The organism is Mycoplasmoides gallisepticum (assembly GCF_900476085.1).
Lineage (GTDB): Bacteria > Bacillota_I > Bacilli_A > Mycoplasmatales > Mycoplasmoidaceae > Mycoplasmoides > Mycoplasmoides gallisepticum.
In genome coordinates this window covers 276,441-295,849 of the sequence record NZ_LS991952.1, presented here as the reverse complement: position 1 = coordinate 295,849, position 19,409 = coordinate 276,441, and the positions used below count along the sequence as shown (strand labels likewise).

General features: G+C 32.7%; 8 protein-coding genes. 3 read left to right on the top strand and 5 right to left on the bottom strand.

The window, feature by feature from the left end; all coding sequences use genetic code 4:
* Positions 1-8 precede the first annotated feature (8 nt).
* The 4 genes from D2833_RS01260 to rpoB form a co-directional block, all read right to left on the bottom strand.
* Positions 9-3,515 (bottom strand): P116 family lipid acquisition surface protein, encoded by a 3,507-nt coding sequence (locus D2833_RS01260; RefSeq protein ID WP_027333221.1) that lies wholly within the window; start codon positions 3,513-3,515, stop codon positions 9-11.
* Between the two features lie 99 nt (positions 3,516-3,614).
* Entirely contained in the window at positions 3,615-6,626 is a 3,012-nt protein-coding gene (locus tag D2833_RS01255) for a P116 family lipid acquisition surface protein (protein WP_117273969.1), read from the bottom strand.
* 112 nt (positions 6,627-6,738) lie between these two features.
* The gene (gene rpoC, locus D2833_RS01250) at positions 6,739-10,608 is read right to left on the bottom strand and encodes a DNA-directed RNA polymerase subunit beta' (protein WP_027333219.1); all 3,870 of its coding nucleotides are present in this window, start codon (positions 10,606-10,608) and stop codon (positions 6,739-6,741) included.
* A 23-nt stretch (positions 10,609-10,631) separates the two neighbouring features.
* Positions 10,632-14,804, bottom strand: a complete 4,173-nt coding sequence (rpoB, locus tag D2833_RS01245; protein WP_117273966.1) for a DNA-directed RNA polymerase subunit beta — start codon at positions 14,802-14,804, stop codon at positions 10,632-10,634.
* Between the two features lie 117 nt (positions 14,805-14,921).
* Between rpoB and D2833_RS01240 the strand changes: the two genes are divergently transcribed.
* A complete protein-coding gene (locus tag D2833_RS01240; RefSeq protein WP_011113453.1) occupies positions 14,922-15,752 on the top strand; it encodes an alpha/beta fold hydrolase in 831 nt (276 codons plus the stop codon).
* Between the two features lie 1,098 nt (positions 15,753-16,850).
* Here D2833_RS01240 and D2833_RS01225 read toward each other — a convergent pair.
* A complete protein-coding gene (locus D2833_RS01225; protein ID WP_011113450.1) occupies positions 16,851-17,432 on the bottom strand; it encodes a DJ-1/PfpI family protein in 582 nt (193 codons plus the stop codon).
* A 131-nt stretch (positions 17,433-17,563) separates the two neighbouring features.
* On the opposite strand from D2833_RS01225, the gene D2833_RS01220 reads away from it, so the two are divergent.
* Together D2833_RS01220 and D2833_RS01215 are read left to right on the top strand one after the other, a co-directional pair.
* Complete coding sequence (locus tag D2833_RS01220) at positions 17,564-18,478, top strand: signal peptidase II (RefSeq protein WP_011113449.1); 915 nt, start codon at positions 17,564-17,566, stop codon at positions 18,476-18,478.
* Positions 18,471-19,406, top strand: coding sequence for an RluA family pseudouridine synthase (locus D2833_RS01215; RefSeq protein WP_011113448.1), 936 nt, complete (start codon positions 18,471-18,473; stop codon positions 19,404-19,406). The genes D2833_RS01220 and D2833_RS01215 overlap by 8 nt, the downstream gene beginning before the upstream one ends.
* Positions 19,407-19,409: the final 3 nt, after the last annotated feature.

Below are 19,409 nucleotides of genomic sequence, written 5' to 3'. Positions count from 1 at the left end.
TTTTAAATCTATTCACCCGCACCAAATAACTCTAAACTAAAGACTAAGTGACTGATCTCTTCTTTTAGTTTAAAGACAGGATTATTTGGATTAGAAAGATCTAAAATTGGGTAAGGTAGTAAGACTTGATAGCTAAACGCTGATAAAAAGGTTTCATATGCCAGGTTAATTGAAACCTGTTTAGAGATTAAACCAAATTTAACTTCAGTTGTTAAGTTTAGTGAGATTCGTTCTGAGATCGTACTAAACGATCAGTTGGTGTGAATTACTAAACTTGGATTAACTCCTTTAATTTGGATTAATGAATCCAACATTCTTAATGATTGGGGTAGTAAAGATGTTTCTCTTGTTTTTGGATCTCGATCAATCCCTTTAACACGCGCCCTACGATCAGTGATCATTAAGATCTGTTCACGTAGTTTACGTTTATCTTGTTCGTTCATTCGATCGTACTGATTAATCAGTGATTGGTTGGCATTATACGTAAATAATGCGACATTTTCATACGGATTATTTTCTTGCAGGATCAGGTGATTTTTCTTACCATCCCCACCTGGTAAGATGATCCGAGTTTTGGTTAGATACTTCCGGTTAAGTGAGTAATTTAACGTCTGATCAACCATCCCAGAGATCGATTGATAGATCTTCTTAGATAGATCACTAAACGGAATCCCTGGTTGGCGGTATGAATATCTAGGGAAATGTAATTTTAGGTTCTGGTAAATCTGACTAAAATCTTTTTCTTGATCGACATTATATAGTTGGTAAACAATCTGAGCTTGGTTGATATTTGAAGGTAAGATCTCGAAAAACGGTAAGATATCAACATTTTCACCTGATCATTTGAAATACCCCGCACCGTTGATCGTAGCAATCACTCGGTTAGGATCATTATTATTCGTTCCACTAAAGATCTCATTAGCAAGATCTTTGATCGTCCGATTATTATCTGATACCCCTTTTAGGATCCGGTTTTTTCAGATATCATCAAAGACACTTGAGAAGAAGTTCTTAGCTGGATCACCAGCTCATTTGAATGAAAAGATTCCACCCGCATTTAATAAACTACTATAACCTTCGTTGATTGCTTGTTGATAACCCTTTTCTTTTAGTTCTTCATAACGTTTATCATCAACGATATATTTAATGAAATCAACGATCTTAATATTAGGTAAGAACTCAAATAGCGCACTTAAAACCCCATAAGGGATCTGTAACCCATTGATATCTAATTTAAATCCTAGATCTAGTTTTTTAACTTTTAGTGTCGTTGGAGATTGGGTGAGAACTAAATTATCAAAGTTCTCTGGTTTATATAAACCAAACTTAATCTTATTAATATTAGTCTGATCTAAACTTTTAATGATCCAATTAAATAAGTTGATAATCTTAGCTTTAAGATTATCACGTGATAAGATCTCAGGGTTTTTAAGAAAGATTAGATCTAAAGCAGTTTTAAAAAACAGGTCTAAAGTATTAACGTTGATCCCAAATAACTTTAATAATTGGAATAAGAAATTAAAGTTATTTGAAATAAATAACGTAATCAGATCATCAAAATAGTTCGTTGATTGGGTAAAGAGATTAACTAATGTTGAACGATTTTGAATAAACAAGAAGTTAAATAACCGCGTAAACCTACTTCAGCTTTCACTACCATTATTAGTATTAGCTGTTGCCATATCAAAATCAACATTACTAATATTTAATAGTTGATCATAAATATCATTTAATAATCGTTTTGATTCAAAGATCGTATTAATTAGATACGTATTAAATCTTGGGATCGGGATCAGATTACCCGCATCATCACGATAACCTAAGATCCGTTCAATGATCTCAAAATACTTAATTTTAGTTGGGAAATTAGAGATCAACTGTCTTAGGATTGGCATTAATTCATATAATCTTTGGTAAAAATCAAATGCCGAATTCACATCTTTGGTTAACGAATCGATCAGATTACTATAAGCTGAAACGTCAAAGAAATAAGTGTTAAGGATTAATTTGAACGCATCAAAATTATCATATAACACCTCATAAACATTTTTAGCATTAACAATCGTGGGGTTAGATGATAAAGCGTCAGTAATTAATTTTAAGATCGCATTCTTCGAATTAGCATAATTAATATTTAGTTTGATAAAGTTATAACTAAATAGTTTAGCAAACACCGCCGCATTATCTGATAAAACTAGGTATAGTTTCTTATTCGTGTTATTGTTAACGATTAATCACTTAAAGACATCACGGATCAGATTAAACCATTCAATTTGCGAATGAAACTCATTACTAAAGTAAAATTTTAAGTTTCTTGAGATCTGTTCTGGTGTCAGATCACGGTTTAATAACTTATTCTCACCCACTAGATCATTAGCAGCTTGATAAGGATCTTTCCCTGGAATTGTCTTTTTTAATAAGATGTTCATTGATGGAACATTATTATTAAAGATGAAATTACTAAATCGATAATTACTATCATTCATTGATAGTTCAAGATTAGATAGATTTCAATTTAAGTAGTAATTATGATAAAGATCTTTAGTAACAACGGCATTAATATATCCATACCCAGGAGCTAGATCAACTGGATCAATACTTCCAATGTAATCTGGATCTTTTAAGGGATCAATATCATTTGATGCACTTAGTGAACTTAATTTAAGATTAAGTATTCCTTTAGGTTGAATTTGTTTTTCATACCGTTGGTTGAAATACCTAAAGACAAATGTTTGCGGTGAATCTGTTTGGTTTCTAAACTCAAAATTTGCGGTTAGATAAACATGTAATGGGTTATTATCTGATGATTTAGTAATCTGCAGATCAGTCGTTTTTAAAGGAATAAATGCTTGCTTATTCTCATCATAGGTTTTTCTGATTAGATAAGCAATATCTGAATATAACCAAGAATAGTTAAAATGCAGTTGCTGGTTAAGTAATCTTACCAGCTTGTTGTGAATCATGAACGATGCGATCGGTAGATCGTGAAGCGTTCGTTGGTTACTGAGATCAATCCCATTGATCTCACTCTGTTTGTTAAGTTGGTATGAGTTATAAAAAGCTGGTAAGCTGTTATCGTGAGTGAATTGAGGTGAAGATGATTGCAACGTGTCGGTCGGTGAATCAATAGGTCTTGTAATCGGAGCAGATTGATCTGTTTGTTTGTCAATCTGGTTTAAGATCGCAAACGATAATAATGGACCAGTAATCCCAAACCCGATTAAACTAAAACCGATCGCTAATAAACGACTTCGTTTTTTCAAGATCCTGGGATCAGTGATCACGACTTTAGCTTTTTTAGCTTTAACTTTTTTCTCACCTGGTTTGACAACAACGGGTTGACTAACCTTTTTTGCGCGTTTATTTTCTAATAAAAGCGGTTGTTGTTTTTTAGGTTTAGTTAAGTGAAAATTATCTAAAACGGCAATTTCTTCAGATAAAAAATCGTCTAAATCAATCCCCTTATTCTTAACAAGCGGCTTTTTTGGTAGGTTATTCTTCTTGTTTTGGTTCATAATTCACTAACTTTTTGATCAATCAGAAATCTGATCATGCCTTATCAACTAATTATAATTTGTTTCATTTGATAAAACAACGATAATGCTTACAAAGTTCTAGGTACCAAAATTAAAGATCGTGTCTTCTCAGTGCTTAGAAACTTTGTTGATAAACTTAACGTTATTTGGATCAGCATCATTAGCCACATTATATGGAACTAATAGATCATATCCCAAGATCCTTTGTTCCATTGATAGGTTTACCGTAATTGGGATATTAATCTTAATAAAAATAACCATTAGATCAAAGTTGATTGCTAATGATCCTTTTAATTCACCCGTACTAAATGGACGGATCGCTTGAGTTAGATAACGATTAGCAATCCCGATTGGCTTAATTAAGTTATTAAATTGGTTTAAAACCTTTGAATCGATAATAATGTTATTCGTATCTGAAACGATCCAGTTCTTAGTGACATCCTCTTTGGTGATCTCTAATCCTTTTTTAGTTGATAGATCAACAATTAATAGGTTAGGATCATAAGCGTTTTTCACCACTCGGTTTCTTTCATTGTTTTGATCTAAGATGATCTTTTGACCAAATTTTAATACTAAATTATCAATGATCCGAATTGGTTGGTTGTTTAAAGTCCCTTTTAGTGATTGATAAAATGATCTAGTGATAGCAAAAAGTTTTTTGGATAGATCTTGGTAAGGAATTAGTGGTCTAGGATCGGTATAATTTTCAGTTAATAATTTTGAATTATTCACCAATTTAGATAGATCGATCTCTTTAGTGATCCCTAGTAATTGGTAATTAAAGATCGTTTGCTGATTCACTTGGGTGTAATAAGGCAAAACTTGGATATTATTACCTTTAATTGAGATCTTAATTGATCCATTTAAGTTGATGAAATCATCCTTATCATCAAAGGTTAGATTCCCATAGATCATCTCTGTGATCAGTTGTTTGACATTAACATTAGCAATCTGAGCTAAGAACGTTCTTAAGTTACGAAGAACTTCGTTTTTAAAATTGTTCACTCCATAAATTGCGATCCCAGCACCACTAATCTTCTTAGCTTCTTCTACAGCTTGATCAGCTGCTTTATTAAGCCCTTTATCAGTAATAAATTGGTTTAAGATCGTTTGGACATTTAAATATGGTGGAATTAGGTTTAGTATTTTTTTAACTGTTGAGTTCTTAATACTAATGTGATTTAGGTTTAATAAATAACCATAATCTAGGTTGGCAACTTTTAGTTCATTTGCTGTTGAGATTAACTGAATATTATTTGTTTGGTTAGTTTTTAATGGGGTTAGTGTAATCTTAGCTAAACTTTGGGGACTAATTAGTTCAAGTAGATCACTAACAACACTCACGATACTTTCAAGTCCAATAAGCCCTTTAACTAAATTATTGTTTAAGATGAAAGTATCAAAAAAGAACTTCGTTGTTGGGTTACTAAAATCAAAGGTGATATTAAATGTTTTTAATAACCCAAAAATTGATCTGAAATCATCAATAAAAAACCGGATTAATAGTTCATTAAAAGAACGTTTATTATTATCCATCAATAATGCGTAGATCGCATTCTTACTATTGATCAGTAGATCTTTAAGTGGTTGATCAAATGCACTTACTAAACGATCATAAGCAAAATCTAAGATCGCTTGAAACACGGTTGGATCTTTAATGATCGAATCAATGAAATAAGGTTTTGGTGTTGATAAGATCTTAACTAGTAATTCGATATAAGGATAGAAGGAACTATCTTCTTTAACTAGTTCTTTGATCGTTGGAACGAATTCAACGATCTTATCCCTAAATTCAGTTTCAGCTTTAATTGGATCTTTTTGATCGATCGAATTAAAGAAGTTATCAATCAGATTTTGGTAAGCACTAATATTAACTAGATTATTTTGGGTTAAGAACTTAATGATCTGATCTTTATATTCAATAATAATCCGGTAAAGTGTTTTTGATTGTTTATTAGCTGAATAAGAAGTTAATAGATCAAGCACTAACGGTTTTAATTGGTTAACATCATTAGTTTTTAATCCTTCTTGTAATCCATAGATGATAATCTCAGTTAATGTTTGCGCATTATCTTGGATGAAGTTTGTTAAATTAAATGCTTGTGTGCGGTGATTAATCACCCACTTACTAAATTGGTAAATGTAACCTGCGTACTTTTTAGCTAAATTAAATTTATCTTCAAAATTACGGCGTAACGAATCTTTTAAAACAGTTTGATCAAGACGATTATTTAATAGTTTGTTCGTCCCAACAAAGTTATTAATCGCATCATATTCTGAATAACCATTCTTCACATGACTAATCTTAGCATTAAGTGCAGAATCAGTTTGGTTAAAAACAAAGTTATCTAACGATCAACTTTGACTATAAGCACCATCAAGCGATTTTAAGTTGAAATAGATCTTATCAACTGATCAATTTAATTTATGATCGTTTGTTAAGAAAGCCTTGGCTTTTTTAAAGAACGCTGGATTGCGATCAGTATAGATTGATAGTTCTAAAGTTGTTTTAGAATTAATCGATAGTTTTCGATTATTAATCCAAAGATCTTTAGGTTGTTCTGCTTCATTCTTAATTAAATAAGCTGTATCAATTGATAAAGATAAGAAATCAGCACTATTATATGATCTTATGTTTAGTCGTTCTTTTATGAAGCTAAACATCTTGTTGTTGCGATCATATAAACTAATTAGATAACTAGAGATATCTGATTCAATAATCTTGTTGTTTGAATCATTAACTTTTCTAGCTGCTAAAGCATCTAATTGTCGTTGGATCGAATGACTGGCAACAAAAAGATTGGGATTATTCTGTAGATTAGGTTTATTAATTAAAGCTAATCCAGAATCATTACTTTCTTGGGCTTTGTACTTAGCTTGGTGAGCTATCTCATCGTCAAGAATACCTTGACCAATCGGTTCACCTGGTTGAGAACCTGATGCTTTATGAATGTCACTTTGTCTCCGAATTAATTCTTTTTCTGCTTCTTGCTGTTTCTTATAAAGGGTGATCCCCGTACCAGCTGCAACAGTTCCGATTAATGATAAACTAAGACCAAAAGTAACGAGTAACTTTGTTTTTTTCTTCATTAATAAAAGTTCATCAAATTATTAATAGCTTTTATTATACACTAGACATTTTATCTGTAGGTAATAAAAGAAAAACCATAAATATAGGAATATTTATGGATTAAACTTGATTTTAATATTCTTTTTCTAAAGCTTCTTCACCAGCTTTAATGATCTCTTCAGAACTCATAAATCCAGTACCAGCTGGAATTAAGTTACCTAAGATCACGTTTTCTTTCAGACCAACTAAGTAGTCAATCTGATTTTTTACAGCAGCATCAGTAAGGATCTTTTTGGTGTCTTGGAATGAAGCTGCTGATAGGAATGAACCAGTCTTAGCTGGAGCTTCATCTAACCCAAATACTTGGTTAATTGCTACTGGTGGGCGTTTGTTGGCGATTAACATATTCGTCACTTCTTTTCTAAACTTGTTGATATCAACAGTTTGACCCACGAAATAATCAGAATCACCAACATCGATTACTTGAAGTTTGTTTGTTAATTGTCTGATCGTTACTTCAACGTACTTATCAGCAATTTCAATCCCTTGTAAACGATAAACTTTTTGCACTTCTTCTAAGAAGTACTGTCTTACTGTTTCAATCCCAGCAACCCGTAATAAGTGCTTGATGTCGATCGAACCTTCAGTTAGTTTAGAACCTGGGTACACAACATCTTTAGGGTTAACTGAGATTACAGCATCAAACGGAACACGGTATTCTTCAGCTTCTAATCTGGTTTTAATGCGAATGATTCTAGCAGTTGCATCTGAAGTGATCGATTCAACAACCCCTTCATTTTCAGCAATCGTAGCTAATTCTCATTCTTTTGGTGAGACTACATCAAAGATCTGTTTTAGTCGTTCAAACCCTTGAGTAATATTACCTTCATTTGCCGTACCACCAGTGTGGAACGTTCTCATTGTTAACTGAGTTCCTGGTTCACCGATTGATTGTGCAGCAATCACCCCGATCGCAGTTCCAATCTGAACAAGGTCGTTTGTAGTTAAGTCATTACCAAAACACTTCTGACATAACCCTTTAGTTGATTGGCAGTAAATCGGTGAACGAATTAGTGCTTTAGTTACGTTTGCTTTAGCAATCTTTTCAGCTAACTCACTAGTAATTAGTGTATCAGCATCAACTAATAGTTCTTTAGTTTTTTCATCATAAATTGGGTCGATCGTATATCTAGTAACGATTCTTTCACTTAAAGTTTCAACGACCCCGCCATCTAAAGAGTTGGTAATCGTTGATACCACTGATACCACGATTCCCTTATTGGTGTTACAGTCAGAATCATTAATGATCACTTCTTGCGCTGCATCAACTAATTTTCTAGTCATATAACCAGATTTTGATGTCTTCATCGCAATATCAGTCATCCCCTTACGTGCCCCATAAGAAGAGTTGAAGTATTCATTAATCGTTAATCCTTCAATAAACGAGTGTTTAATTGGAACTTCAATCGTATCACGGATTACTTGTGATTTGATCTTTTGGTCATAGTTATATGACTTAGACATCAATCCTCTCATCCCAAATAACTGAGTGAAGTTTGAGATATTACCTCTAGCACCAGAGTCAGCAATCACCACGATTGAGTTTTCTTTATACTCAGGACGGGTAATGATCTCTTTAATATCTCTAGATACATTATCTTTAACATCAGCTCATAAACGAATTACTTTCGTATAACGTTCATCATCAGTTAGTAATCCTTTTTGATACATGTGTTTTAGCTTAGCAATCATCTCATTAGCTTTAGTAATGTATTCTTGCTTGTTATCATATCTTGGGATATCAAAGACTGAGATTGTTGTTGATGATAGTGTTGAGTATTTGAAACCAAATTCTTTGATCTTATCAAGAACTTGTGGCACTTTTTGAAGTGGGAAATTCTTATAAAGAATCTCAATAATCTTAGATAATGTTTTTTTGCCGAATGGTTTGTAAAGTGGGCGTTTAGCTAGTTTTTGCTTGAAATCTTCACCAGCAAAAACGATATTAGATTCATCAAGTTCTAATAAATTATCACCATCGTTTAGATAAGCCATCTCTTCAGGCATAATTGAGTTCATGATCGCTTTACCAACAGTTGTAATTACGATCCCTTGTTTAGCAAATGGTTTTTTTGTTAAACATTTGGTTGATAACCCAATTAAAGCGTGAATTGATACTTGTTTAGCTTCATAAGCTAAGATTACTTGATCAAAGTCTGAGAAGATTAACCCTTCACCTTTTTCATTACGTTTTTCAGTGGTTAAGTAGTAGTTACCTAATACCATATCTTGGGTTGGAGTAGCTACTGGCTTACCATCTTTTGGCCCTAAGATATGTCAAGAAGCTAACATAATTGCTCTAGCTTCAGCAACTGCTTCTTTAGAAATTGGCACGTGAACAGCCATCTGGTCACCGTCAAAGTCAGCGTTAAAAGCAGTTGTTACTAATGGGTGTAAGCGGATTGCTTTCCCATCAACAATCTTAGGTTCAAAAGCTTGGATCCCTAATCGGTGTAATGTTGGCGCCCGATTAAGTAATACTGGTCTTTCTTTAATTACCTTATCAACGATATCCCAAATTCGTTCAGATTTTTGGGCGATCATCTGTTCAGCAATCTTAATGTTTGGTGCGATCGGTTTGATCTCTTGACCATCTTCATTAAAGCGCATAATTAGTTCGCGAATAATGAATGGTTTGAACAACTTTAAGATCATAGGAGCAGGAATTCCTACTTCATACATCTTAAGTTCAGGACCGATCACAATTACTGAACGACCAGAATAGTCTACCCGTTTACCTAATAGGTTTTGTCTGAATAAACCTTGTTTACCTTTTAAGCGATCAGTTAATGATTTAAGTGGACGTTTGTCTTTTGCAGTAATCGGTTTTTTTCTTGAAGCATTATCAAATAATGCATCAACCACTTCTTGAAGCATTCTTTTTTCATTATTAAGAATAACAGAAGGTGCACGTAGTTCAATAATCTTCTTTAACCGTTCATTACGAATAATGATTCGGCGATAGAAGTTATTAATATCACTAGTAGTAAAGCGCGCCCCATCTAATTGGATGATCGGTCTAGTGTCAGGTGGGGTAACTGGAATCACTTTTAAGATCATATTAGATGCTTTGATTCCAGATTCTTTTAATCACTTAATCGTTTCTAAACGACGTAGTGCTCTTTTAACTTTTTGATCTTCTTTATTAGCTTTTAAATCTTTTGAATATGAATTTAATTCTTCATTAATTAAGTCATATTCTTTTTGTAGATCAACACCTTCTAATAGTTCTAAGATCGCTTCAGCACCGATCCCTAATCTAATTCCTGTGTGTGTTTCAATGAATTTAGCAACTTCATCGATTGAAAACGGTAGGTGTGACTCTTTTAGTTTGTTGTAATAATCTGATGCGCGTTTATAAATGATTGAATGTTTATCAGCTTGGTGCTTATCTTTAATTTCACGTAAAACTTTACGTAACTTAATTCTGGCAGATTTAGAGCCCTTACCAGATAGATCGACAACTTCTTTAAACTTGAAAACCGGGTTTTTTGAATTCCCCGGGTTTAAGATAATGTAGTTTACAAAGTAAACTACCTCTTCAACTTCTTTATAAGAAACATCTAATACTAAAGAGATCTTTGAAGGTGAAGGTAATTCTTTAGTCATTCAGATGTGAGCTACTGGAACAGCAAGATCAATATGACCCATTCGTTCTCTTCTTACGATTGATTCAGTAATCTCAACACCACATTTTTCACAAGTACGACCACGGTGTTTGATCTTTTTATATTTACCACAAGCACATTCAAAGTCTTTGACAGGTCCAAAGATTGCTTCATCAAATAAACCATCAGTTTCAGGTTTTAATGATTTATAGTTAATTGTTTCAGGTTTTTTTACTTCACCATGAGATCAAGATCTCATCTCTTCAGCTGAAGCAATCGAGATTTGCAAACCACGAATTCGTTTATTTTTATTTTTTTTGTTTAGCTTATCCATATCTTTTTAATTACTGTTATCGATTAGAAGTTATCGTCGTTGTAGTCATCCAAAGTAAATGTGTCAAACTCGGCATCGTGGATTTTTGGTTCTAGACTTTCGTCGACTACAGAGATATTATTAATATTTTCGATTGAATCATCATCATACAACACATTAAGCGTCATTCCTAAACCTTGAAGTTCTTTAGTTAATAACTTAAATGATTCAGGTACACCAGGTTCTGGAATACTTAACCCTTTAACGATCGCGTTGTAGGTCATATTTCTTCCCCTAACGTCATCTGATTTAATCGTTAAGATCTCTCTTAAGTTATGCGCAGCACCATAAGCTTGAAGTGCTCACACTTCCATCTCCCCAAATCTTTGACCACCGTTTTGTGACTTACCACCTAGTGGTTGTTGGGTAATCTTAGAATAAGGACCAACTGCTCTGGCGTGAATCTTATCATCAACCATGTGGTCAAGTTTTAACATGTACATGATACCAACTGAGATTGGTTTTTCAAACGGTTCACCAGTTCGACCATCGATCAGTTTAAACTTACCTTCAGTCTTATCAGGGTCGATCCCAGCTTCTGACATGATTGCTTTTAGATCTTCCATATTCACACCTTCAAATACTGGTGTGGCAATCTTAAATGCTAAATCATCATAAGTTAAACCTAATTGTTTTAGTACGATATCAATATCGATCGTACGAACGCGGTTCTTAGTTTGTGCAAGACTAGTTACCCCAATTGATTTCATATGCTCAACTAGGTTTTTAATTAAACTTTGAGTTTTTGATTTTTCTAAACCAAATACTGTGTCTAATTGATCAGCTAGTTTCTTATCAAAACAAGCTTCAATTAATTTAGCTTTAGCTAACTTTCTAGCTGCATAACCTAAATGTAATTCAAAGATCTGACCAATATTCATCCGGCTAGGCACCCCTAATGGGTTTAATAAGATATCAAGTGGGGTTCCATCTTCAAGGTGAGGCATATCTTCTTGGGCAACGATCTTAGAAATAATCCCCTTGTTACCGTGTCTACCAGCAACCTTATCACCGATCTGAATCTTTCGTTTTTGAACTACGTAAACCTTAACTAGTTCTAAAACGTCATCTTCTAATTCATCACCATTAGCAATACTAAAACGCTTGATTCCAGCAACGATCCCATCACCACCGTTTGGTACTTTTAGTGATGATTCACGAACTTGTTTTACCTTATCACCTAAGATTGCTTGGATCAGTTTTTCTTCAGGGGTTAGTTCAACTTGACCTTTTGGTGAAGTTTTCCCTACTAAGATATCACCTTCTTTAACTTCAGCCCCAACCATAATCACACCTTCTTCATCAAGGTAGCGCTTAGCTGATTCTGAGATATTTGGAATATCTCTAGTAATTTCTTCATCACCGTTTTTAGTTCTTAAACATTCGATCGTGTATTCATCGATATGAATTGATGAATAAACATCGTCCTTAAATAAACGGTCAGAGATAATCACTGCGTCTTCGTAGTTATAACCACTTCAAGTAGTAAAACCAACTAGAACGTTTTGTCCTAGTGCGAGCTCACCATTTTTCATTGATGGACCATCAGCTAAAGCTTGGTTAGTTTCAATCTTATCACCAACAGCAACGATCGGTGATTGGTTATAACAAGTGTTCTTATTTGATTTAACAAACTTTAATAAGTTGTAATCAGTTGATTTATTATCTTCACCTTTAACAGTGATCTTACTTGCATCAACATAAGTAACTGTTCCAGGATTTTTAGCAGTTACTAACATCCCTGAGTCTTGAGCGATCTTATACTCAACACCAGTCCCAACTAATGGAGAGTAAGGTTTTAGTAAAGGTGTAGCTTGACGTTGCATGTTTGCACCCATCAAAGCCCGAGACGAGTCATCGTTTTCTAAAAACGGAATTAATGAAGCTGCTACTGAAACAACTTGTTTTGGTGAAACGTCGATATAATCAACTTGCTTAGGGTCATATAGATCTTGAGATGAACGATATCTAGCAATAATCTTTTCGTTATTAATCGTTCCATCTTTAGCAACATCCATATAAGAAGAAGCTTCTGCAATAATATATTCATCTTCTCTTAGTGCAGTTAAGTGTTCAACTTTATCTGTAATCTTACCGTTTTCTACTTTTAGATAAGGGGTCATTAAGAAACCGTTCTTATCAATGGTCGCATAAAACGCTAATGACATAATCAAACCGATGTTCATCCCTTCAGGGGTTTCAATCGGACAGATTCTTCCATAGTGAGAGTAGTGAACGTCACGAATATCTAAGTTAGGGTCTTCCCGTGAGATCCCCCCAGGACCCATTGCTGAAATTCTTCTCTTATTAGTTAATTCAGATAATGGGTTTTGTTGGTCTAAGAATTGGGTTAATTGGTGCGTGTTAAAGAAATCTTTAATCACGATTTGGAATGGTTTTGGATTAATAACTGATTTCACAGTTAGATCATTACTACTCTTAGTACCAAGATCTGAATCAGGATCGTTTTCAGCATCTTGATCAGCTAACTTATTATTACCATCTGCAGTTTGTAACTTATCTTTGATGTATTTTTCAATCCGCATCATTCCGGTTTGAACTTTAGATTTTAATAGTTCGTTAATTAGTTTTAAACGCTTATTGCCTAAATGATCAATATCGTCATATAAACCGATATTGAATGGTAAGTTAACAATATATGAAACGATCGAAATTAGATCAGCTAAAGTTAAAGTTTCAATCGATTCATTAGATCCATCGATCCCAATAATTTGGGTTGTTTCATTTCTTAGATCATTATTAACATAAATCTGAACTTCTTCATACGTATTTACATCAGTAAATTGCGTATTAAGTTCTGGGTTAATGAAATCGATCTGCTTGATGATATCTAAACGTTTTTCTTTTGATAAACGTTTAAATAAATCAAGTTGTTCTTTAAGCATTAACGTCCCTTGCTTAATTACAACATTACCATCAAGATCTTTAATATCTTGAGCAATTGTTCGTTGGTATAAACGTTCAGAAACTCTTAGTTTACGAACGAATTTGTGACGACCTGCTGAAGATAGGTCATAACGTTTCTTTTGGAAGAAGTGTTGTAATAAGATTGATTGGTAAGAGATCTCTTCTTTTTGTGAAACGTTATCAAGACTTCTTGTTGAGATTGATAGTTCTTGAATTACGTGTTTAGCAGCCTTTTCACAGATTAGTTTTCTTAAAACAACACCGATGTGGGTGTTTAAAGACTCGATCTTAGTTGGATTTGGGTTAGATGAGTTTAGTAGTTCTTGCTTTTCTTGGTTCAGTTTGTATCAATCTAAAACTAAGTTCTTTCATTTTTGATCAATCGGTAAAGATTTAACTTTGCTAATGCGGTCTGATTCGATATCGCGGATTAATTGCGCGATATCAGCTTCATTAAGAATTTGTTTTTCATTATAAAACTCAGATTCTAATGATCTTAAGATGTAATCATTATTATTAAAGATCTCTTTAATCTTAATCTCACTTAAACCAAAGGCTTTAAGCAATGTCGTAATTGAAAATACCTTAGCACTTTCACCACCAACATCACGCACAACTGCTTGAACAAAGTCTTTGTTTTCAGCAATATAGAACAACATTAATGTTCCCTTAGAAGGGAATACTTCACAGATATAACCTTCTTGGTTACGTTTTCTTGAGTTAGATAGTTTAACTTGTGACTTATTTAGAATGTAAGCACCTGGTGATCTCACGATCTGAGCAACAACAAACTTTTCAATCCCATTAACAATGAAAGCTCCGTTTTCGGTCATCAATGGAATATCAGCAAAATAGATCCCTTCAGCCTTTGATTTAGCTGATTTTTTACTGATCTTTTTTACTGTCCCAGTTTGGTGGTTTACTAAAGATAAATTAACATATAAGCTAGCATCATAGGTTTTTGATTCTGCACTAGCTTCTTCTTTTGTGATCTGTGGATCAAGGATCTTCATTCCGTGGAATTCCACAGAATATTTTCCGTTTGGTGATTTGATTGGGAAGTATGATCCGATGATCTCTTCTAATTCTTTTTCAAGAAACTGCTTATAAGCGTTTACTTGAATCCCTGGTAAATTTAAGGGGTTATATTTGTTATGAACTTTTGAATAGTCTCTTCTAACTACTTTTGGTGAATATTGAGTATTATGAAAGGCCGAGTTTTTTTTCACGAATGAACTCCGAATTAAAGATTTAGACTACCTAAAAATATGATATCTACAGTAGATAACCTAAAGCATTTTAATATATTAACATAAAATAAAAATAAAAGTTTGTAAAATTATTTTATGAGAGATAACACTATGTCAAACCAAATTGATCTATCTAAAATTGAAAGCATCGAATTAATCAGACCTAATGCCAAACATAAACTTGTTTTCTTACACGGGTTTGGTTCAAATTTTAAGATAAAAAGACGGCTGTGAGAGTACTATGATAATTGCAGTTTTTATGCTTTAAACTTACCAGGTCATGGCGAAAGTAAGATCCAAGATCCTAACCAATTATCAATTGCTTATTTTGCCCAAATTATTAAAGCTTATTTTGAAAAACACGACTTAAAAGATGTGATCTTATTAGGTCACTCAATGGGTGGTGGATTGGCTGCAATTATGAATAGTTTAATCCCTGAAAGAATTAAATTAAGTGTTCTAGAAGCACCAGCTAACGGATCAATTTTAAGTAACCTCAGTAATATCTCAAAGTTAGTACCTAATAATCCTGAAGAGATGAAGCAACTTTATTATGTACTTTATTATGATCCAGTTAAGGAATTTCAGGGCAAAATTGATGAGATGGCAGTAGCTGAATACAACCAAGATAAGGATTATATGGAGATGCTAAAACCATTATTATCAATTGGGGTTTTAGAAGAGATGAGTGAACTAAGTGATATAGGTTATCGTAGTGTCACCAAACCAATGCTAGTAATCTTTGGTCGTGAAGATAAGATCGTAATACCAACTGATTCAGTTGAGCATATTAAGCAATTAAATCCAAAGATTCAATTTGCCTTTATTGAAAACTCAGGACATTTACCTTATTACGAACATCCAAAAGAGTTCTATAAAATTATGTCTACTTTTATCAAAAGTGTTGACCCAACTTTTGAGAAGTAAAATTTTTAAAATTAACGGCAAAAACAGAATAAAATTGATTTTTATCTCAACCGAAAAAATTGATTTTTTATTTGGTGATTATCTATCTATATTTTATTGATTTCATCTATTCTGTTTTGTAATAGTTTTTATGCTCAATAGTTCTTGTTGTGATTAATGAGAGATTGCTTTCATATCAAGTATTTGACACATTTGACTTACAGTTTATCTAATAAAGCTAGAAATATTTCTCTAGCTTTTCTTAAGGGATTTCTTGCAAGATTCTCTTAAAGTTGTTTTGCCAATCTTAGTTTGTGTGTCAATAAAAATATTTGATCCCACTAAGATCATTTCGATTATTGTTTCAAATTCTTTTATATCTGTGCTTTGTGTGTTAGATACAACCAATGCATAAATTTCTTCTGAGTATTTTTTTTTTTTTTTGAAAACCACAAGAGTGCATCACTATTAGAAAATGTAAAAAAAACTTAGCACCTCACAATAAAAGCCAACCCTTTAAAATCATTATTAATACATTTAAAGAGTTGGATTGTTATCTTTAATACAAACCATTAAAGTCTCCGATTTAATGCACCGCAAAAACCATAGAGGATCTATATTAATGGTTTTGACAAAAAAAACAGATCACGAATTATCTGGATTTTAAGACACGATCCTCTTGCAATAAAACATCTGTGGACAAAATCTAGAATTAAATGTCAGCGAAAAATATACAACCTCTGATACATTAAAATGGATCAAAGACGCAAGAACAAACACAAAAACGGTAATGAGTTTGGTTATTCACTATTAAATAACAATAATGAATCCGCAACACAATATTTGTTCGATACTAAAAGAACGGTGGTCAAATCTTAATTGAACAAAATAAGATTCTAGAAAAGTTACTCCAAGACATGCAGCTCGATCACAAGGATTATCTGAAAACTCATTATTCCTGTTACGACAAAGAAGCATGCAAGCTGTTGCTAATTCCTATGCGTTATACTAATAAAACCGACCTGAATCAGATCATCAAGGTAATAAAAACTAAAAGGAATTAGTAATCCTGTCTCTTTGCTCTTTCTAAAAGTAGTTTGGTTAAAAAAAGATGATTTCTTATCTTTCGTAAGAAATCATCTTTGCTAAATCGTCCGCTTCTTTTTTGCTTGCTAAGATCTTAACTGTTTCGATCGCAAAATCAATTGCGTGCCCAGTTGCTCGAGCAGTTATGATATTGTCAGACAATAACACGTTTGTTTTTGAATCAAAATTTGATCCGATGGCATCTTTGTGTTCTTTACTAGCCACTACTTTCTTGCCTTCTAAAAGACCTAGGTTTTTAAGAATTATTGGTGATTCGTTAATCGCTAGAATATAGCGCGGGGTTGTTTGGTCTTTTTCATTAAATTTACTTAGATAGTGAGTTAACTTTTGGTCATCACCAAAACGCTTTGAACCTAACCCACCAGGTAAGTAAATCGCATTGTATTGCATTAAATTTGACTTATCAATTGTTAAACCACACTTAATTGAAGTCCCTTGTGCTAAAGTAACACTATTCTTTTTCTCAATCGAGATATAGTCAACAATAAATCTAGCTCTTCTTCACAGATCGGTTGGAATTATTAATTCTAAATCATCAACTCCAGTGGCAACAATCGCAGCTATTCTTATTTGTCTTTTAATATTTTTTTTCATTTATCATCACCATCATTAGAGCTAAAACTGTCTAAAAAAGTAGCTCTATCTCACATAATACTGATAATATTTTAACATTTATAAAAAAGGTAATTATATATTTTAAAATCAAAATATTTTAAAATCTTAACATGTATACTTTTAAAAGATATCTTACTAAAACTAAAGATACACTGATCAGACAGTTTAAGGCTGCAAATGCTAAAAAACTAATCAAAATAAAATACCCCATTTTAGCTGTAATGGGATTTTTTGTTTTATTAATTGTTTTTGTTTTAAGAGATTATTTCTTAAAACTAGGTATTGGGCACAGCACATCAACTGGTTTCATCACAATTAATGTAATAACCAACTCTGGTGTTGGTTTTTCATTATTTAATCAGAATCCTGCTGTACCTTATTTATTGCAAAGTTTATTAACAATAATCTTCTTAATTACCTTTATTTTTTCAAAAAATAAAGCACTAATCGTGTTATTACCATTAATCACTTTTGGAGGGTTAGCAAACGTGATTGATCGATCAGTACCAGTTACTTTAAGTAATGGAACTGTAGAGACTAATTCGGTTTTAGACTATTTTCAATTCTTCAGATCATCAGCAATTTTCAATTTTGCTGATATCTGTATTGTTACTGGATTTGCTTTAATTTTCTTAACGTTTGTAGTTGATATCTTCTTAGATTTAAAAAAGAAAAATAAGAAAACAGTTTCAACAACTAATAAACAACTTCATGGGTGAAAAAGTATCCCATTAGAAGAACGTAGTAAATGAAACGATTGGGCTGATCACAAATGTGTTTTTTGTAATCAGCAAATGATGATTAATAGCAACGAAGTGATCTGTTCAAACGAAGAATGTGCTTATATTGATCTAATCAATATTGCCAAGCCAATCTCTGTAGAAAAACAAGAAAACTGTCTAATCTGTAATAGTGAAATGATTAAAAAAGTGGATGACAAACAAGCTAGTTTTTTAGCTTGCTCACGTTTTAATGAAAAGTGTTATTACACTAAAAGTTGTAAACAAATAGAGAATAATGCCTAAACATACTTTTGTTAATAACGATAGTGAAAAAATTCGTTTAGATATTTTTTTAACTTACAACCTAAATTTGTCTCGTAATAAGACATCATTTTTGATCCTTAATGATTTAGTAAAAGTTAATAAAAAGCTGGTAAATAAGAACAATTTTGTTCTTAAAGTTGGTGATGTTGTTGAACTTGAATACGAAGAAAGTATCTTTAATAAAGTTAGTAATGAGATCTTACCTTTTAACAAGAAGTTAGATATCGTTTATGAAGATGATGATCTGATTATTGTTAATAAACCAACCAACATGTTATCTCACCCAACTACTCACAATGAACCTGATACGTTGCTAAATTGTTTGATGTATCATAACAAGAAACAAAAGGTTTATTTAGCACACCGGTTAGACAAAGATACAACTGGTCTGATTGTTGCGACAAAGAACTTTAAAGCGCTTGAAAAAATTCAAGAACAGATAACTAAAAGAATTATGAAGCGTTATTATTTAGCGATTGTTCATTATCCGTTTAATGAATTAAGGGCTGTTATTGATGCGCCAATCGGTTATCTAAAAGATCATGACTTAAAGTTTGGGGTAGAGAACACGAAAAACCCTAAGAATGCAATTACTAAGATTTATGTACTTGATCAAAACAAGAAGTACGCTCTAATTAAATGTGAGTTGTTAACTGGTAGAACTCACCAAATTCGCGTTCATATGGACTTTATTAAGCATAATATCATCAATGATCCATTATATGGGGTAAAAGGAGAACAAAGAACTGATTATAAGCAGTTCTTACATGCTTATCAATTAGAATTAACTCATCCCACAACTAATGTATCATTGTTTTTTGAAGTAAAACCCGATGAAGTCTTTATGAAAAAACTATTTGACGTTCATCTTGATTTAAATCAAGAATTAAAGGGACTATTTGAGTAATTA